The organism is Bacillus infantis (assembly GCF_020171945.1).
GTDB classification, from domain to species: domain Bacteria; phylum Bacillota; class Bacilli; order Bacillales; family Cytobacillaceae; genus Bacillus_AB; species Bacillus_AB infantis_A.
This window is the reverse complement of the sequence record NZ_JAIVAP010000030.1, coordinates 21194-39380: the sequence shown is the minus strand read 5'-3', so window position 1 is coordinate 39380 and position 18187 is coordinate 21194. Positions and strand designations below refer to the sequence as shown.

Genomic DNA, 18187 nt, shown 5'->3' with positions numbered 1-18187 from the left:
TTACTTCACAAGCCTTTGGACAGGGACCGGCACTCGTGCAATTACGCGGTCCACAACTTCCTCGGCCGATATGCCTTCAAATTTGGCCTCGCTCTTCAGGATGATGCGGTGGGCCAGCACAGCAGGGGCCAGATACTGGATATCATCAGGAAGGACATAATCCCTGCCGTACATGAAAGCAAAAGCCTGGGCCGACTTCATTAAAGCGATTGACCCGCGCGGGCTCGCTCCCAGATAGACACTGCTGTGGGTCCTTGTTCTGTTGGCAATATCGACAATATATCTCTTAATGGTTTCATTCACATGGACTTCTTTGATCTGCTGCTGCAGCTCCCTCAATTCTTCAAGGTCAATGACGGGCTCCAGCTCATCAATCGGCGGCACCTTCTGCGCGCGGTTCAGCACTTCCATTTCTTCGGCGACTTCCGGATAGCCCATTTTCATCTTCAGCAGGAAGCGGTCCAGCTGTGCTTCAGGGAGAGGATATGTCCCTTCATACTCAATCGGGTTCTGGGTTGCCATGACAAAGAACGGCTTTTCCAGCCTGTGCGTCACCCCGTCTATGGTCACACTGCTCTCTTCCATCCCCTCAAGCAGGGCAGACTGAGTCTTAGGCGAAGTCCGGTTGATTTCATCAGCAAGAATGATATGCCCCATGATCGGCCCGGGACGGAACTGGAACTCCATTTCTTTTGGATTATATATAGAAACGCCTGTCACATCTGACGGAAGCAGGTCGGGAGTAAACTGGATACGGCGGAAGTTGGCACCAACCGATTTTGCCAGCGCCCTTACCATCATTGTTTTTCCAACGCCCGGGACGTCCTCAAGCAGAACATGCCCCCCTGCAAGAAGCGCCACAAGGCTGAGCTCAGCCACATTGCGCTTCCCGATCATAACCTTCTCGATATTATGCAAAATCCTTTCAGCCGCGGGATTCATTTGATCGCGCATCTATATCCCTCCTGTATTATGTCTATTAAGCATGCCAAAAGGCGCGTACTTAACATCAATTTCTCTTGAATTATGATACTAATAACTTATATTCGACAGATTCCATTAAAAACCTGTAAAAAATACGTACCTGGTAAAATATTAAAAAAGAAGGCCAGCATATCTATTGTAGGTAATTTTCAAAAATATGTAAAATGGAAAGATTTCCGGGCATGCCGGAGACGTTTAGGGGCAGTGAGGATTTAAAGAATTATACTTTTCATGAATATGTATTTCCCGCTTAAGGTGATTACAAGCTTAGTAATGTGCGGCATCATAAATTAATGAAAGCATGCCCGCATTAGGCAGGGCATGCTTTCACGTACAATTAATCAAACGTTTGATTAACGATTTCCCCTTAATTTTTCCATCCGTTCAGCCCAGTCATTGATCTTATGGTCGATCCTGTCTACTTCATCATCAATTTCCTGATGCTTGCTGTTGATGATTTCTTCCTGGAGTCCTTCCAATACCTTTTCATGTTCTTCTGTCTTTTGGAGAAGCTCCTCTTCCATGGCGGCATCGATCCATTCATTTTCCTTTAGGTTCGCAATGCCATCCCGGATGCGCCCGGCCTCATTCCTGATTGCGTATCCAAGCCCCATGCCCATCTGATCAATGTCCATCTTCTGGAATGAGACAGCAAATGTATTTTTGGGAGTGGACCACTTAACGCCAATGATGTCTATCAGCCCAGGCACCCACTCATTGGAGATGCTGCTGTTCAGCTGATCGGCATTGTCGGCGCCGATATATTCGCCCTTGCCTGCCTCTGCCACCTTCTTGAGCTGATCCTCTGCTTTCCTATCCACATTAAAGCCGATGATGTTCACCTTCCGGCTTTCGTTGGTTTCAGCAAACAGCCTGGCTTCCTCCACCGGATTTCCGTCGCAAGTCTCCGCTCCATCGCTGACAATATAAAGGGTAATATCCCCCTCATAGTCCATGCTCGCCTCCCTTGCAGCCTTAATGGCACCGGCAAGCGGGGTCCAGCCTTTCGCCTCAACCCCTTCAACAGCCTTGAAGAAGGACTCTTCGTTATAGGACTGAAGAGGATAGACTTCATCAATCGTCGTACAGGAAATCTGTTTGTCCTTGTCCTCCTGTGTGCCAGCATGCCCATACACATAAAGGGAAACATCATTTTCTTCGCCAATGGTCTTGGCAAAGCTTCTGACGGCACTCTTGGCAATCTCCATTTTCTGCTTTCCGTCTACATCAAGCAGCATGCTGGAGCTGGCGTCAAGGAGGAGAAGCGCCTTCCCGTTTTCCCGCTCTTTGCCGGTTTCAGATTCTGATGCCTGCTCCGGCTCAGGCAGGAGCGGTTCATCAAATTGCGGCTCGTAATCCATGATCCTGCCGATGGATTGCTGATAGGCACTGTTGCCAAGATAATAAAGCAGTGCCTTGAATATCATATCCGGATCATCCGTTTCCTTTGTGACCTTTTGCATATGACCCTCAAAGTCCTCCCTGATCCCTGAAAGCGTATTGAAGTCCGGCCAAAGCGCGGTTTCCTTCTCATAGCTGAAGTCCTTTGTCAAAAGACCCGGCTCTGCATTCCGGAACTCTTCCACCGTAGAAGGGATCACAACCGTGCTGATTTCATCTGTGACTTTACTGCCTTCTCCTTTATTATCCTTCTCGGCCTCTTTTTGTTCAGCCGAATCAGCATCGGACTGGGCTGGTTCCGCCTTGTCCACTTTCTTTTCCCCAGAGCAGCCGGCCAGTATAAAGAAGACGGCAAGCATCATCAGCATATATTTTTTTAGCATCTTTCAGCCTCCCTGATCATATTTCTTTTTCAAGTGTTAAAGAATGGTCCTGCCTTTGCTGCGGGACCCTGATGCCTAAAGCCCCCGAGATAATATATAAAACACTTGGCACGAACATCAGAAAAATCGAAATCGGAAAGCTCAAAACGCCAAATGCGATCATCAGCCCTCCAAATAGCTTGTGATTCATTCTGTTTACCAGACAGCCGACAATCAATGCCCCAGCCTGGATCATGAAAAATAATAGCGTGACTATAAAGATAATGCCTGCCGCCTGCTGGTCGTCTGAGGCAGCTGCCACAAAAGCAATAAAAAAACCTAAAAATGATAATAAAATGCCGATGATGCCGCCCACCAGCCCTAACACAAATTCCGCTGTCCTTTTCACTCAATCCAACTCCTATGATGATGCATATATTAATAACTTTTGATAATTGCCTTCCATATTTTTACGTTTGCAGTTTAGTTTCGTTCCTGGGTTTTTGGTCCTGTTTTTTGAATTTCTATTGGTGATTTAGGCCTATCAAGACACGATATGCACTGTATTATTTCTTGCCTCAAGCCAGGTCCCCCAGGAATGCTATTTCACCCTAAAGCGTTCTCAATATCACCCCTGCTGCCATTAGCAGCATAAACACCACCGCAACGAAGATTAACATTGGCAAGGGTTTTTTTCTTGATATAATCAGCTCCCTTTTGATATATTGTTTTGTTTTGGATAATTTTTCTATTTTTAAAAACAAACTTATATTCCCTTTTACCTGCCGATTAAACATAAAAAAAGAGTTCTCCACCGGAAAACTCTTACTTCCCCTTATTCAGCTTATAGCAGCCCCATTGAAAGCCGCCACAAAAGAAAGAAAACTGCAATTGAAATGCCGCCATATACTGCTTTTTTACTTACCCTTTTCCCCTCATCCTTGAGAGAGGCCCCGCTTATGCCAGTAAGAATAAGTCCGATTGAAGCTAACACAACAAATGTGACAATCTGGCTGAAGTACTTTTGGGTATCAATAATCCAGTTTTCCTGGATTGTGTAGGCTTAGATGATGAATCCTCCGAGTACCACTAACGTGTAAATCGTTGCAATACGGGATAGTGTTTTTTTGTTCATTGAATCCCCCCTAAAAGTTCATACTATGCGCCAAAGGAGAAAGAGCATCGCGATGACCGCCCCAGTGCAGAGTGCTTTATTATTCAGCTTCCTGCCTTTCTCCCTTTCACCCGCAGCATCGACTGATGCCAGGAATAGACCAACAAAGCCAAGGACACCAAACAGCAATAATTCATAAAAATGCTCTCCCGTGTCGATAGACCCGCCTTCCTGAACAAAGTAGGCATATATACAAAAGCTAACTAAGACCAATATGGTATATGACACAGAGATAAAAGTGAAAGTCTTCTTTTTCATGATCCTCTCCCTCCCATCTTGAGCTGTTGGAGCTGGAGGCTTAAAAAAGGGAAGCTCCACAAGGAAGCTCCCATTTCTATGATACAGCTAGACCAGGCTTTTCAAATAAAATAAACTGCGAGCCTCCAGACAACTAAGAAGATTGCTAAGGACACTCCTCCATAAACAGCCTTTTTACTGATATTGCTGCCTTTATCCCGTAAAGAAGCTATATCAATAGCGGCCAATATCGCTCCTATCAGAAAAAGAAAGCCAAACAGCAGCAGGTCATATTTGTATTTTCCGGTATCTATCTGACCATCCTCCTGCACCCTGTAATAGTATACGAGGAAGCTGGCAAAAAGCGCCGCCACATAGGTATGTTTAATGATGTTGAGCGTTTTTTTCTTCACCACTATCTCACCTCAAGGGGTTTCTGCAGAAGATAGGCTGTTCCGGCAATGCATTACTTATCTTCTTTAAGGCTGAGGGAACAGGTGGCCCCATCTCTGTTTTAAAAGCTCAAGCAGGTAGTTTACCAGATTAGAAATTTTCTCTTTCACATCCGGAGTCTTCGTAAGCGGAGAAGGAATTTCTTCTCCTTTAGAGTCAGTGAATAGAATATCTGAAGTGTCTACATGCTTTCCGACACTCCATTTTTGTACGTTTTCGGCGCCTCTGATTTCGGCTACTTTGTCGCTGTCAATTAAGACTTCTTTGACTTCAGTTCCTGTGAAGTCAACAATGCTGCCGTGGGCGGCCGATTTGATGATAACCTTGGTTTTCTTCAGGCCTTCCCCTTTAAGGGTGGCGTTTTTCTTGATTGTGATGCCTTCTTTGATTTCAGAGGCGGCATCCATCATGACCAGTGCATTTTTCTCGTTGACAGTAAGCTTTTTCGCTTTATAGCCAACCAGGTTGTAGATTTTATCGTATTCAGGCTCTTCCGGCTGTTCTGGTTCTTCCACGACTGCCGGCTTGAGCGTTGTCTGAATCAGCACTGGATCATGGTCGCTGGCACGGCCGTGTTCTTCCATGAACGCAGAATTGATGTGGACGATGTCGACCTGTGTTCTGTCTGCCAGGTTATTGGATACAAGGATATGATCCAGTACCTGGGCATTGCCCTGGTAGGAGTAAGAATAGCGTTCCTCGGCAGGGACTTTTTCGATCATATTGGTCAGTTCCTGGCCTTTTAGTACCTGCAGCGGGTTCGAGAATTCAAAGTCGTTGAAGTCGCCAAGCAGGACGATATTGGCTTCAGGGTCATCCGCGAGAACGTCTTTTACAAAACCGTTCACAATGGCGGCAATCTTCATGCGCTGTACTTCGCTTCCAAGGACCGGCGGCTGATTTTTGCCGAACAGCGGCTGGTCTCCGCCTTTGGAGTTAAAGTGGTTAGCAACGACAATAACCTTTTCTCCATTGAATTCGAACTGGGCTGCAAGCGGCTTTCGGCTTGAGTCAAATGCCGGGTCAGTCGGTTCGATGCGTCCAGGGTTCAGTGTAAGCTGGCCATTTTCAAAGTCTACAGATTCAGTTGCCGTACCTTTAGTACCTGGCACCAGTGTAACGCGATCTGCTTTATAGAGGAAGCCGACGCGGATGTTTCCGCCTGGCGCTCCGCCGTCCTGGTTATTGACTGGAGCAATATCTGTATAAGAATACTCAGGTCCGCCAAGCTCTTTGATTTTGGCAATCAGTGTTTCATAGCTTTGGCTTGCATCTGTATTTCCGCTGTCTGTCTGGCCGTCATTGTCCTGAACCTCAGTAAGTCCAACGATATCCGGCTGCTTCAGGTTTTGGACGATTGCTTCTGCCAGTCTTGTCACTTTTTCATCATCTGTCTTGGTTGAAAAGTTCTCTACATTGTATGAAGCGATTGTAAGCTTGTCATCGACTGGTGTAATGTCTGTTGTTTCCCGCTCATTATCGCCTTCCACAAATTCCGGAAGACTATTTTTTTCAACGATCACCTTATAGCCGCTGAAGCCGTAGCTCACCACACCTGTGATGCTGCCGTTGAAGCGGTCGCCCATTTTGGCAACAAAGCTTTCGTCATCAATATCTAGTGTGATTCTTTCCGGGTTAAAATCGTCTTTTGTAATGCGAAGTCCGCCTTCATCTGTGTTTGTTGGGACAGATTCAGGAACGACTGTCAGCTCGCCGTATTTCTGCGGCGCGACAACTTTAGGGTTGTCCACCTGGATCAGCATGCCTTCCAGGCTTTCGAAGAAATCGATGCCGTCTTCTTCAGGATCGAATTCTGTCAATCCGTCATTATCAATGATTTCTGTTGGAATCTTACGGTCTGCGCCGATGTTCACCGGCTCCGGAAGCTCCTGGCTGCCTGCAGCAGTGACTGTTGTGGCTGCGATCTCCGTTACCGGCAGATCATTCTGCAGTCTGTCAGAATAGCCTTCCATGACATATTCCTTCACCTGGCCGGATGCTTTGACAACATCGCCAAGCTTTACGCCATGGGCTTTTTTATACACAAGGATACCTTCTGACGTTTTATCATCTTCATCAGGCTGGAGGTCTTGCATGTAGAAATTATTGGAATCCAGTACTTTCACTACAATTCCTTCAATATCATTTACATTCTGGCCTTGATATGGAGAATAATGGCCTGCCCCCTGGATATCATGGATGCGGACATTTTCTTTTTGAATGATATAATTCAGGACTGCTGGCTTGCTGTTTTTCAAGCCTTCTTTTACACCAATGGCTTTGATGGTTGTATCTTTTGTAATCTCGATTGGCGTTTCATACAGCGTGCTGTCCTCAGTAGGCTCGGTGCCGTCAGTTGTATAGTAGATGGCGGCTCCTTCAGTGCCTGTTGAGAGTGTGACTTTATCGCCTTCTTTAATCAGTCCTGGTGCCGGCGAGGCAACGATCGGCTGGACAGTCGAAGAATCAGCGATGATATCCCCTGCGTTGCGCGGGATCAGCTGGTATACATCCCTGTAAGAACCAAGGACTCCTGTAATAGAATCATAGGAAGTATTGATAGTAAGCAGTCCTGCTTCCTCTGGGCGAATCTGGAAGGACACGCCGTTTTCATCAACAGCTGTGTAGTTGCCGCTGCTGAATGACTGGATTTCAACATTTTTCAGAGTCAGCAAAGTGGCTTCTTTGTCTTCTTTCAGGTCAGCAGCAGTTACTTCCTCTGCTGCAGGGAGTTCTGTTTTTTCTAAGACCTTTACATCGCTTGCTGCTACTTCAATCTCAAGGAGAGAATTGTAGTCTGTCAGTTTGCCTGAAGCCTTGACTAAATCGCCCGGCTCCACATTCAGGCCATTCCCGTACAGCACGATGCCGCCGGTCTCATCCTGAATATAAGTGGCAGCGCCAAGAACAGCTGTCACTGTTCCTTCTGCAAAAACAGTAGTTTCAAGCGGAAGCGCTCTGACTTCAGAAATCGTGAGCTGCTCTGCAATCGTATAGTCGAATTGTGATACTTCGCTATTGTCCAGCTCTTCGGCTGAAGCAAAAGCTTTGATGGTTGCTGGTTCATTAATCGTGATTGGGCTGCTGTAAACAGGACTGCTTTCGTCCGGTTCGGAGCCGTCAAGGGTATAGTGGATCACTGCATTTTGTGTAGCTGTCGAGAGTGTTACTTCGGTGCCAGCAGGAACTGCGCCGGCTCCTGGTGAGGCAGTGACACGTTTGACGGTTGTGGTGTCTTCTTCAATGATTGAAAAAGCGGTTGGGCTTTTAAGGCCTGGGACCGAGAAGTAAGACTGGAGTGCTCCTGTAATCTGGACTTTCTTGCCCAAGTTTTCCGGGTGGTCCACAAGATTGAGGGCTGTGCGGATGCTGCCTGTTGGAAGCTGCACCGGCAGGATTTTCTTTGTGTCTGTTTCAGAGGGAGAATCAGCTATGCCCAGGTTGGTATCCACAGTGAATGGTGCCGCCTGTTCATAGGTTGGTCCTGATTTCGCCCCTCCGACAATATAGCCTTCCACTGTTGCCGTGCCTTTATTGTTGGCAATGGCATCTGCAACCGAAATAACATCAGCCGCTTTCGCAGTGGAGGATTGAAATGGAGAAACAAGGCTAAAGATTAGTGCAAAAATGAGTACAAGGCTGAACGATTGACGCTGTCGTATTCCCATCTTTTTGATCCTCTCCAGTATGAGTTTTTTAGCAGGATGCTTAAGTCCCGGGCTCTAGCCCAAAAGGCTGAAGACATCCTGTTCCATCTACTAGTAAAGCACCCCGGAATTAGGGTTTCAATAAATTATTGTAAATTTTGTGTAAATATCGAAAAATGAGATTTTGGCACTATGCGTGGGGTGGGTAGAAGGTTGGGTGCTGCCGGCTGACACGGGTGCCAGGTACCGTAAAAAGACACTTTCCTGTGTTTTGTCCTTTTATGGTGCCAGGTACCACAAAAAGACACTTTACCTCTATTTGTCCACGGGGGTGCCAGGTACAGATTTTTTGCGCTTTTGTGAATCCCTGCTTTATAATTCCCCTGATAAACAGTAGAATAGAGACATCTATGGGGTAAGCGAGAAAGGCAATGGAGGCTTTGCAATGAGAGCACGCTATGAATTGAATGATATGAATCTGACATTGAGCAATGTCACGCTGAGGGATGCGGCTGAAAGCTATGTCCTGCTGAAGGCTTCCGATGAATCCGGCAATGAAGTGACCATCAAGATTTCGCACGATCAGGCGGAGTATCTGGAAATGGAGTTCAAGGATCTTAACAGGCGCCGGCATGGGCACAGGCCAGCTGAAGTCCGCAGGCAGGATCCTGTTGAAGAACCAAAAGAAGACGCAGCGGAAGAAGAATACAATTTATTCAATATGGATCTGTTTCCGGACGAATAAACAAAGAAACCCTCACAAAAGCCTTATTGGAGCAAGGTTTTTGTGAGGGTTTCTTGTTTTTTGTTATTGGCGGTTATGTGCGGTGCCAGGTACCATAAAAAGACACTTTACCACTTTTTGTCCACGGGTGGTACCTGGCACCATAAAAAGACACTTTACCTCTTTTGTCCACGGATGGTACCTGGCACCATAAAAAGACACTTTACCGCTTTCTGTCCACGGATGGTACCTGGCACCATAAAAAGACACTTCACCGCTTTCTGTCCACGGACGGTACCTGGTACCTAATACACACCTACTGCATACCCTCTATCTCCATCCCCCTTACCGGCAGGGAGCTTTCTCCTGTGTCGAGGTAGGTGACGTTTACTTTGTCATTTTCCTGAAGATAGATGCTCATTGGGCTGTTTTCTGATGAGACGATATAGCTTTTTCCATCATCGAGCAGGAAGTAGACGGTTGTGTAGTCGCCGGTTTTTTCTTTGTAAACCCGTACGACTGTGCCGCTGATCTGCTTTTCTTCGGCCTTGGAGCTGCCATTGACGCTTCCGCCGCCGCGCTGCAGGGCTGTTTTATACAGCTTGAGCGCCTGGTTTGGCGTATTGGCATAAGCGGAGATTTCCGGGTTTGCCGCTGAAACGATAAAGTAATTCTGCAGGAATCCGTTCGCATCCAGCACCGGCGTCAGCCAGCTGGCTTCTCCGTAGAAGTTGTACAGGATCGGCATTTCGCCGCTCCATTTTTTCTCAATGAATTTCTTTTCTATAATCTGCAGATTGCCCTGTGAATCCATATAAGATTCTTCCAGATTTCCTGTGTAGAAGGTCGCTTCGCCGGTCCTAGAGTTTGTCAGGGAGTAGCCAAGCATGCTGTCCACCCCTTCTTTCGGCGAGGTGAAATCTGTGAAGTAATACATATCACCGTTCTCGTCGAAGATCGGGCTCACGTTCACCTCGGTACCTTCATCTGAAGGCAGCTTCACTTCAGATTTTCCGAAGACGCTGTTCCAGAAGCCCTGGACATAATTTCCATAATAGCTGTTCTGCAGGCTGACGGTTTCAGGTGATACCGCGCCATCGATGAAGCCAGGTGCATCTGCCAGTTTATACGACTTCATTTTTCCATTCTGCGGATCAACCACTACGATTCCCTCCGCATTAAATCCATTCCTGGCAGAGATAAACTCTCCATAGGTGCGTACATAATAAGGCTTTCCGTTATCATCAACTTCAAGCTGCACATCGCCGTTGAATATTCTCTTTGGATAGTTGTTCCGGATATGGCGCTCAATGTTTTTGTTAAAATAAGATGAAGGCGTGTAGGTCATCTTTTCCTTCATAAACTTAGGATTGGCATTGGAATCCGTCGCACTGATGGTAAAATAGCCCGGCGTTTCGTCGCCCTTCATCCACTTGAAGAATCCCGAGAACTCGACTGGAGCAATAAAGACATAATCGCCGTTCACCTTCTGGATCTGCAGGCTGCCGAGCTCATAATAACTCGTATCCGGCACCTGGCCAAATGCCTTTTTCATCTTATTGCGTGCGAATTTCGGCGGCACGCTTGCCGGTGTCTTTTCTTCATCAAAAGCTTCGATTTCCGTCTTTACATCCATCTTCGCTGATTCATACTTTTCATCTGCGTTAAAAACGAATGCGGTCAAAAGGTAAATTCCGGCCAGCAGTGATACCAGGAACACAATGCTCTTTACAAGCCGCTCCCTCCCTGCCGCCAAAAAGGCGCCAACACCTGAAGCCAGGATCAGAACCAGCCAAACGGAAGAAAAATTCCGGTCCAGGTTTGTTAAATAGTAAAAACCGAATGCGGTGATAATAGATATTATTGCTACCACTGTCATGCCAACGGGGCTGAAGCGGCTCTTCTCTTTTTTATCCTTTTTCCCGCTCCTCCCGCCTTGAAGCGGCACAAGCAGAACTGCAGCCACCAGTCCGATTATAATTGAAAATATAAAAATGCTTCCCATATGCTTCCCCTTTCAGGAGTTAGTATTTCTTGATGCATAGTATGTATACGGATGAGGGGCGATGGGGTTTCGTTTTGTTGGGAAAAGGCTCAGTTCATGTCACTTGCGTGAATTCCTCATTAGAGGCAGGCTTTTTTCCTTGAAGTCCTTTTTCCCCTGTACCTCCCTATTAAGCCGGAGCGATTCCTGGATATTCTCCTTATCAATCTTTAGTTCCTTTCCATCGAGGCCTATTTCAAAGGTGGACATGGACTTTTCTAATTCTTTCTCATTGGTTTCCATCGCTGCTTTCAGGAGGCCTTTGAGCTTAGGAGCATTCACTTTACCTGAAGAGACCAACTCATAAATACGTTTATATGCCGGGGCCATTGTCCGCTCTATCAGCCCGAAAGTGTACATAATAATACTGTACCTTTCAAACTCTTCCTCCATTTTCCGCAGAAAAGCCAGGTTAAAATAGCCTCTTTCCCTCGTAATCTCCCTTTGATAGGCCATCGCCTGTTTAAGGCTGAATGGCTCCTTATCAGTTTTAACAACATTTTTTCTCCATTCTGCTTTATCCAATATTTCTAATTCAACAATGTACTCCCGGCCTTTAATTGGTGATCCTTCAGGCCAGCGGGTTATTCCATTGCCATATTCGGAAGTAAAACTGATTGTGTGGCTGTTGTTTGTTCCTTTTATACTAACGGAATACCTCTTGTTTCGAACTTGATATTATATATAGCCAGATCGTACGATTCTCAAATCACTTCGGATTCATCAGAAGCCTATAAAGATCTTCCTTATTATCCAGCTCATCCACTGGAGTATCTTCCTTCACCATTTCCCTGAGCTCAGGCATCTCCCTCCCTGTTTCAGAATCGCTGCTCAGCATTTTAGGTTCATTTCTCATGAACCAGATATAATCCAGAAGGAGAGATGGCTTTTTGAAAAATACGGTATGTAGGTAGGCTAAAATTTCCTTACGATCTCTTTCCGTCTTAAGCTGCTCATCATTTTTACGGACGGCTGCCCTTACCATTTCCACCACACAGGCTCTTACTTGCTGTTGGGTTTCCTCTGTTACGATCTCTGTATCATTGGCCTCTACCAGAAGGTCTGTTCCTTTTTCGACGCTGTTAAAAATGATATCCTGGTCTTCCCTTAATCTTTTGGCAGAGTCCAGGCAGTGGTTTATGCTTTCCATAATTTCTGGAGGAGCAATGGCTTGAAGCTTGCTCTTCAGCGATGTGAGGACTTTTTCCCATCTACGGTACAGTTTGGCTGAAGGTGACAGCGCCCACTCTGCTCCGGTTGTGACTATAGTTGCGCCTGCAGTCTGATAGACATGGACAATGAGAGTTGCCCGTTTCACTTCTTCGTAAGGAGGGACGGAGCCATCCTCCCTGATATAAAGGTCCTGAAGGGTTGGATAGTAGCTTATCGCGTAGTATATTTGCCCATTATAATGAAATTTTGAAGGCAGGCAGTCGATCCTGTTGCTGGAGGGGTCGTATTCTTTGGCTACTTTTTTGATATGGTCTGGCAGTTTTTTATAGTCGAGCATCGGCATATCCCCTTTCACTATATTTTCGCTTCAAATTCCCGACTATTTTTATAAAAAAGCCATTAAATAAAACCCGGGATTTAATATTCCGGGTCTTATTTATTTGCGCTTATATCATTAGTTCTCAAATCTTATTTTCTTAAGGTGATTCTTCCTCATAAAAGGAAAGACTGCTCCTATAAACAGGGGTATTAGAGGCAACTTCCCATCCAACACTAGCCAATCTAATAAGAATGCGGGAATGTATATAAGATAGATAAACACCATGCTCAATAGATAAATCCATTTCCACTTTCTTTCTTTTTTTGAAACGATTTTCCCCATCCCTTTCTTAACTATGAATCGTTAGACTGCCTTCCACTCATTATATAGATTGGTCACAATGATAGTCTGCAGTGGAAGCAGCAGCATAAGAAGCAGAATTTTTACAATAAGTAGTGTGAAATATACATCTGTATAAAAAGTCAAAAGGGTTATCAAAACATTTTCAAAAAACAATTGAGTAAAAGAAAGCAGGATAATTAAGAAAAACGCCTTGAAGAAATTTTTCTTCATAAAGCTTACTGATTTCTTGATGGCAACTTTAAAACTTTTCACGCTATCAGTAAAAAAGTAAGGCACAAAGTAAAACAGCAGCAATACTGCTAATCCAGGCAAGACAAAGAAAAGTCCTCCAATAAAAATCAGCAGAGAGTAAAGGCAGGCAAAAAGATAAACCGGGATCGCCTTTTCAAGAGAGAAGGAAATAGCTTTTTTCAACAGGTTTTCCTCTCCCTCATCCTCAAGTAAGGTATATTTGATAAAAGGAATTTGCGCTATAGTCAAGAATATCAGCATAAAAACACCATTGGCTACATCTCCTATTAAGTTAGGATAGGCAGTATACAGCGTTTGCTCATAAATATAGTTGACAATGAGTGCATGTGCCAACAGCAGCGGAACATAGGTAAGCAGCGACAGAAAAATAAGTTTATAAAATTCTTGTGCATACAGGCTGAATGAATTAGAGAAGATTTTTTTCATGGGCCTCTCCTGATTTATGATTTCTTATTAGCAGTGCTGATGTTTTTTCGAAATCTTTTTCGCCCTGAGCCGACCTATTTTGACTTAGAGATTCTTTTATATTATTTATGTCGATATCTAGAGAAACTCCCTCAGAATCCTTCTCATAGGTTGACATGGATCTCTCAAGCTCTTTTTCATTTGTCTCAATAGCAGCCTTTAATAGGCTTTTCAATTTTGGTGCCGTGACTTTCCCTGAATCCAGAAGACGATACATCCTTTGATACTCCGGCTGCATTTTACGCTCCCTAATGCCGTACGTATATTTAATTTCGCTGTATCGCCCGAATTCATTTTCCATTACTCCCAAAAAATCCTTGTCAAAGTATCCTCTTTCTCTGGTTACTTCTCTTTGATAGCCGCCCAAAGTATAGACGATATCTCTTACATAAGATGCTTCCTGGATATTCTTCTGGGTATAGTCGATTATTTGGTCTATAGCTCCGCTTAATCCCGGATCCTGTTGAACGAGCTCGGCTTTATGGGTATTCAAAAGCTCAATCATGTCCTCATGAGGCTTCATATTCTCATTCATTCGCGGTGCAATGCCATTAATGGTGTTATGCACCAATGTGTTATAACTGATCAGATAATAGGCAGGCTCCTTTGCCAGACTGTAAGGCACTTCATCACCATTTTCATTTAAAATCAAATAACCGGTGATGCCACCGGTTATTGAATTATAGGCAGTCATAAAATAGTATGTGCTGCCGTCATAGTAGGCAAAGTCCCACATGTCCCACTTTTCCAAAAACTTTTTGTGTTTCTTTATGTTTTTAATATGTTCTTTTGTTGGCTTTACATTAATCATATCTGCACCTCATTATCCAAACACTGACTTGAAGAAACCTTTTACCGTATCTTTTGCTTTATTAAACTTCTTTTTGACATCTTTGACAATTTTCTCTCTGTTTCTATACATTTTATGCCCAAGGCTCGCAAGACTTAATACGCCGCCTACAACAACCATTCCAGCAGCAATCGGCTGCGCTCCTGGAATCAGTGCCACTGCCGGGGCTAGACCTGTTATAATTTCTCCGGAATTGCCCACAAGATCCCAGGCTGCTGCGGTTTTCTCTTCTGATGTACCGGCACTATTGAATTTCTTAACGTTATTCACTGTATCATTGACAGCAAAGGGCAGTGTTACAGCCGAAACAATAGCATTCCCTGGAGTAAAGGTTTTACCGGCCCGGTATAGATCATCGAATTTTTCCGCTGCCTCTATAATATCTCCAGCTTTTTTCAGGTCGTTAATTTTCCTGAACTCATCGAAGGTTTTAGCCTTTTGATAAAGATCCTTTGAACTTTTATATATTGAATGAGAATCATGGATGGCATCTAAAGTAGGATCTCCCTTTGTTAATGTCTTAAAACCATTAACCGCGAGACCTTTTTTATAGTCCAGATAATCTTTAAGCTCCAGCTCATTCCCTCTCACAACTTTATCTGCCAGATTAATAGTTCCACCTACTATATCTTTCGCAGAATATTTTAGGACATTATAAGGATCTGGAGGATTGACAGTTAGGAAAGGATCTTCAGGCTGATTACTTTTATTTGACGGTGGGTTTTTTGTCTGATTCAGCTGGTCAAGTGTTTCCAATCCGGGGTTTTTATAGTCTTGGCTGTAAGGCGGACCAGGCGGGGGATTGTTGGTGCTGCCGCCAGGCACTGTTGAAGGGTTGCTGGGATTGCTTCCTGGATTGTTTCCATTCGGGTTGCCGGAAGGCCCATTTGGGTTATTACTGCCAGGACCTGAATTCCACTCTGGCTTAGTTTCCCACGGTTTGGTGTTCCATTCAGGTGCTGTCTCCCATGCAGGTTTGGTCCAGTCTGGCTTTGTTTGCCATTCAGGTGCTGTTTCCCATGCAGGTTTGGTCCAGTCTGGCTTTGTTTGCCATTCAGGTGCTGTCTCCCATCCGGGATTTGTCCATTCAGGAGAGCTCTCCCAGCCAGGACTGCTCCAGGTTGGGTTGTTATTCCAGCCAGGATTTGAGTTCCACGTTTCCCAGGCATAAGCATTTATAGCCAGAAATCCGGGGTTCATGAAAAATAGCACTGCCAATGCCATAAGGGAAACAAATATCCTTTTGACACTCTTCATTTTTTACCCTCCAATCTTTTTAAAGTGGCGACAGATTAAGACTCCAACTCATAGCTTCTGCAAAATCAAAACTTGGGCCCTGCCCTCTTTGTTTGATGTAACGCTGATTTTCAGAAAAATACTCGTCGAACTTTACTGCCTTATATCGTGTAGAGGTTTCTACCTCGATCCTGTTTTTATCGTTTAGGAAGATGGCTGTTTCTTCAACCTTTCCATTATTTCCCGAAATATTTGCGCCGACTTCATAGGGGATTTGACTCTCCGCATTAGTTAATTCAGCCAAAACCTTTTCTTGAAGCAGCCCATTGCCTGGAAGTTCTCGTTTGAGGACATTATTAATTGCAATATGTTTCTTTTCATATTGCTTGTAGTCCGCTGGCAAGGCATTAATTTCATCGTCAACCTTTTCCCGCAGCTTCTCAAGGTCCAAATCCGGATCTTCCAGAAGGCGTCTAATAACCTCTTTATCGTATTCAGATATCGCTGTATTAAGAGCCTCCAATATAATCCCTGATGCTACAAGGCTTGCCTGTTCGGCATTATTCGAAGCATGCTGCTTTTCAATTAGTACATTTGCAAAGTTTGCAATCATCATAAACATCAGGGCAAAAATCCCAAAAAAACTAATCATAAATAAAGTAGTATTGCCTTTTTCATTATTCAAGTGTTCCACTTAATCCATCACCCTGCCATTGATCGACCTGGCAAATGATATATTCGGCATCGATCCCGTATATTTTTCAGGAATAAAAATCAGTCTTAGATCCACATTGAGTGTAAGTGTAAAGTTCTTGCCGTCTCCTCCGCTTTTAGCGACTCCGTTGAAATTAAGATTCCCTCCTGCGTTAGATAAGACAGTACTTGCTGCAATATTAGCTTCGCCCATATCTCCTGAGGTTGAATAAACCTTGGCTGCCTCATTCACTGCAGACTGAGCCACCATGACGGCGTATCCTGCTACCAGAAATTGAACAAAAATCATCAATATCAACAAAACAAGGGGCACCATTGCGAGGAATTCAATGGTGGCCGAGCCCCGTTCACTTTTCAGCTTTTTCACAATGCGCCCCCCCCTCTTTGCTGTTTAATTGGATACATTTTTTTCATATAATTCATCTATTTGCTGCCTAATACTTTCCATATCAGATTGTTTTGCATCAATTAATACGTTTGCCAAATCATCAATTACTTCCCTTTGGCTTTTGTAATAGTCATCTCTGAAGTCAGTTAATTGCGAAAGCTGCTCATCAGTTATTTTGCCCTTTTGCTTTATTTGACTTAATGATGTCGTGATTTTTGCCTTTTCAATATTATGATTCTTCACCCAGTCGTTCTTAATGGAACGGATATCCAGTTTCTGAGAATTGAAGTCTTCCAGGGAATTCATTCGTTCTTCGTAATACCAGGTCCGCCATTTTAAGGACTCCTCTACAGCCTTATTCAGCTCATTATTGAGCTGCTGCTGGCTGGTAACATTCTGATAGGTGCCTCCTGCAGCTTTTGCTACTTCCTCCAGCTGCTGCTGATCCTTCCCCTTAACATCAAATCCAATGATATTGACAACAGGGGCTACACCGGAATCTTTCAGATTTTTTGCAGCCTCTACTGGATTACCGCCGCATGTCTCAATCCCGTCACTGACTACATAAACCATATTCTTATTATCCTGCCCTTCAAACTGGGACAAATCCTTTTGGGCTTCTATCAGGGACTGTGCAAGCGGCGTCCAGCCCGCTGGATTGAATTTATCCAGTGCACTGTTCAGTTCACCTTCAATATAAGGCTGGGGCGAATACACCAGCTCATTGGATGAGCAGGACATTTTTTTATCTGAATCTGATCCTGTTCCTTTATGCCCATATACTCTTAAACTTATATTTGCTTCTTCAGGGAGGGAAGAAGCAAATTCTTTTATAGATTCTTTCGCTAATTCCATCCGGGTCTTGGAACCTAGTTTATTAGCCATACTTCCGCTGGCATCCAGGACAATCTCAACATTAAAACTGGCGGGTGATTCCTGGGATCCGCCCTCTGATTCAGGTCCTTCCACCTCAGATGCTGAATCCATGATAGCCCTTGGGTCCTGATATTCCATTTTGTACAGAGAATACAGGTAACCAAATACCTCTTTAACCTCTTCATCAGATGCATCTTCTGGCACTGCAGGAACTGCATTCAACGCAGCCTCTGTATCTGCAGTGTCTATGCTTAAATCCTCACTGGAAAAGGATCCCTCAGGATAAGAGAAGATTTCCTCCAATGATACGGGCAAAGGAGGACTTTCAAGCTTTGTCGGGTTGTCAGCATTGCCAACAGCCTGATCAGCATCAGCCTTCTCTTTCTCGACTTCTTGTTTTTGAACCTGCTTATCATCTTCTCCTCCGCTTGCGGAGCACCCGGAAATGATACTCCCAATGAGAAGAGGAGCAAAGAGAATTCTTGATAATTTACGCATAGATGTCCTCCAAGCTTACTAAAACAA

General features: G+C 44.6%; 16 protein-coding genes. 1 reads left to right on the top strand and 15 read right to left on the bottom strand.

Annotated elements, in window-relative coordinates; all coding sequences use genetic code 11:
- The 6 genes from LCM00_RS23715 to LCM00_RS23690 all read right to left on the bottom strand — a co-directional run bounded on the left by LCM00_RS23715 (nt 1) and on the right by LCM00_RS23690 (nt 8279).
- The gene (locus tag LCM00_RS23715) at nt 1-954 is read right to left on the bottom strand and encodes an AAA family ATPase (RefSeq protein WP_224906647.1); all 954 of its coding nucleotides are present in this window, start codon (nt 952-954) and stop codon (nt 1-3) included.
- A gap of 383 nt (nt 955-1337) precedes the next feature.
- Nucleotides 1338-2768 (bottom strand): vWA domain-containing protein, encoded by a 1431-nt coding sequence (locus tag LCM00_RS23710; protein ID WP_224906645.1) that lies wholly within the window; start codon nt 2766-2768, stop codon nt 1338-1340.
- Nucleotides 2769-2784: 16 nt separating this feature from the next.
- Nucleotides 2785-3156, bottom strand: a complete 372-nt coding sequence (locus tag LCM00_RS23705; protein ID WP_224906643.1) for a DUF4064 domain-containing protein — start codon at nt 3154-3156, stop codon at nt 2785-2787.
- Nucleotides 3157-3900: 744 nt separating this feature from the next.
- Entirely contained in the window at nt 3901-4179 is a 279-nt protein-coding gene (locus LCM00_RS23700; RefSeq protein WP_224906633.1) for a hypothetical protein, read from the bottom strand.
- A 101-nt stretch (nt 4180-4280) separates the two neighbouring features.
- Nucleotides 4281-4571 carry a hypothetical protein gene (locus tag LCM00_RS23695; protein WP_224906631.1) on the bottom strand — a complete coding sequence of 97 codons (291 nt, stop codon included), beginning with the start codon at nt 4569-4571 and terminating at the stop codon, nt 4281-4283.
- A gap of 66 nt (nt 4572-4637) precedes the next feature.
- Entirely contained in the window at nt 4638-8279 is a 3642-nt protein-coding gene (locus LCM00_RS23690) for a chitobiase/beta-hexosaminidase C-terminal domain-containing protein (RefSeq protein ID WP_224906629.1), read from the bottom strand.
- 424 nt (nt 8280-8703) lie between these two features.
- Here LCM00_RS23690 and LCM00_RS23685 point away from each other — a divergent pair, with 424 nt between their 5' ends.
- A complete protein-coding gene (locus tag LCM00_RS23685) occupies nt 8704-9003 on the top strand; it encodes a hypothetical protein (RefSeq protein ID WP_224906627.1) in 300 nt (99 codons plus the stop codon).
- 295 nt (nt 9004-9298) lie between these two features.
- Here LCM00_RS23685 and LCM00_RS23680 read toward each other — a convergent pair whose 3' ends face one another.
- From LCM00_RS23680 to LCM00_RS23640, 9 genes are all read right to left on the bottom strand, one after another.
- Nucleotides 9299-10987 (bottom strand): hypothetical protein, encoded by a 1689-nt coding sequence (locus tag LCM00_RS23680; RefSeq protein WP_224906625.1) that lies wholly within the window; start codon nt 10985-10987, stop codon nt 9299-9301.
- A 99-nt stretch (nt 10988-11086) separates the two neighbouring features.
- On the bottom strand, nt 11087-11551 hold the full coding sequence (locus tag LCM00_RS23675; protein WP_224906623.1) for a hypothetical protein: 465 nt from the start codon (nt 11549-11551) through the stop codon (nt 11087-11089).
- A 184-nt stretch (nt 11552-11735) separates the two neighbouring features.
- Nucleotides 11736-12536, bottom strand: a complete 801-nt coding sequence (locus LCM00_RS23670) for a hypothetical protein (RefSeq protein ID WP_224906622.1) — start codon at nt 12534-12536, stop codon at nt 11736-11738.
- Nucleotides 12537-12881: 345 nt separating this feature from the next.
- On the bottom strand, nt 12882-13559 hold the full coding sequence (locus LCM00_RS23665; RefSeq protein WP_224906620.1) for a hypothetical protein: 678 nt from the start codon (nt 13557-13559) through the stop codon (nt 12882-12884).
- On the bottom strand, nt 13540-14409 hold the full coding sequence (locus tag LCM00_RS23660; protein WP_224906618.1) for a hypothetical protein: 870 nt from the start codon (nt 14407-14409) through the stop codon (nt 13540-13542). The genes LCM00_RS23665 and LCM00_RS23660 overlap by 20 nt, the downstream gene beginning before the upstream one ends.
- A 12-nt stretch (nt 14410-14421) precedes the next feature.
- Complete coding sequence (locus tag LCM00_RS23655) at nt 14422-15705, bottom strand: hypothetical protein (protein ID WP_224906616.1); 1284 nt, start codon at nt 15703-15705, stop codon at nt 14422-14424.
- 19 nt (nt 15706-15724) lie between these two features.
- Nucleotides 15725-16369 carry a hypothetical protein gene (locus tag LCM00_RS23650; protein ID WP_224906614.1) on the bottom strand — a complete coding sequence of 215 codons (645 nt, stop codon included), beginning with the start codon at nt 16367-16369 and terminating at the stop codon, nt 15725-15727.
- 9 nt (nt 16370-16378) lie between these two features.
- Nucleotides 16379-16765, bottom strand: coding sequence for a TadE/TadG family type IV pilus assembly protein (locus tag LCM00_RS23645; protein WP_224906611.1), 387 nt, complete (start codon nt 16763-16765; stop codon nt 16379-16381).
- A 24-nt stretch (nt 16766-16789) separates the two neighbouring features.
- A complete protein-coding gene (locus LCM00_RS23640) occupies nt 16790-18160 on the bottom strand; it encodes a vWA domain-containing protein (protein ID WP_224906609.1) in 1371 nt (456 codons plus the stop codon).
- Nucleotides 18161-18187: the final 27 nt, after the last annotated feature.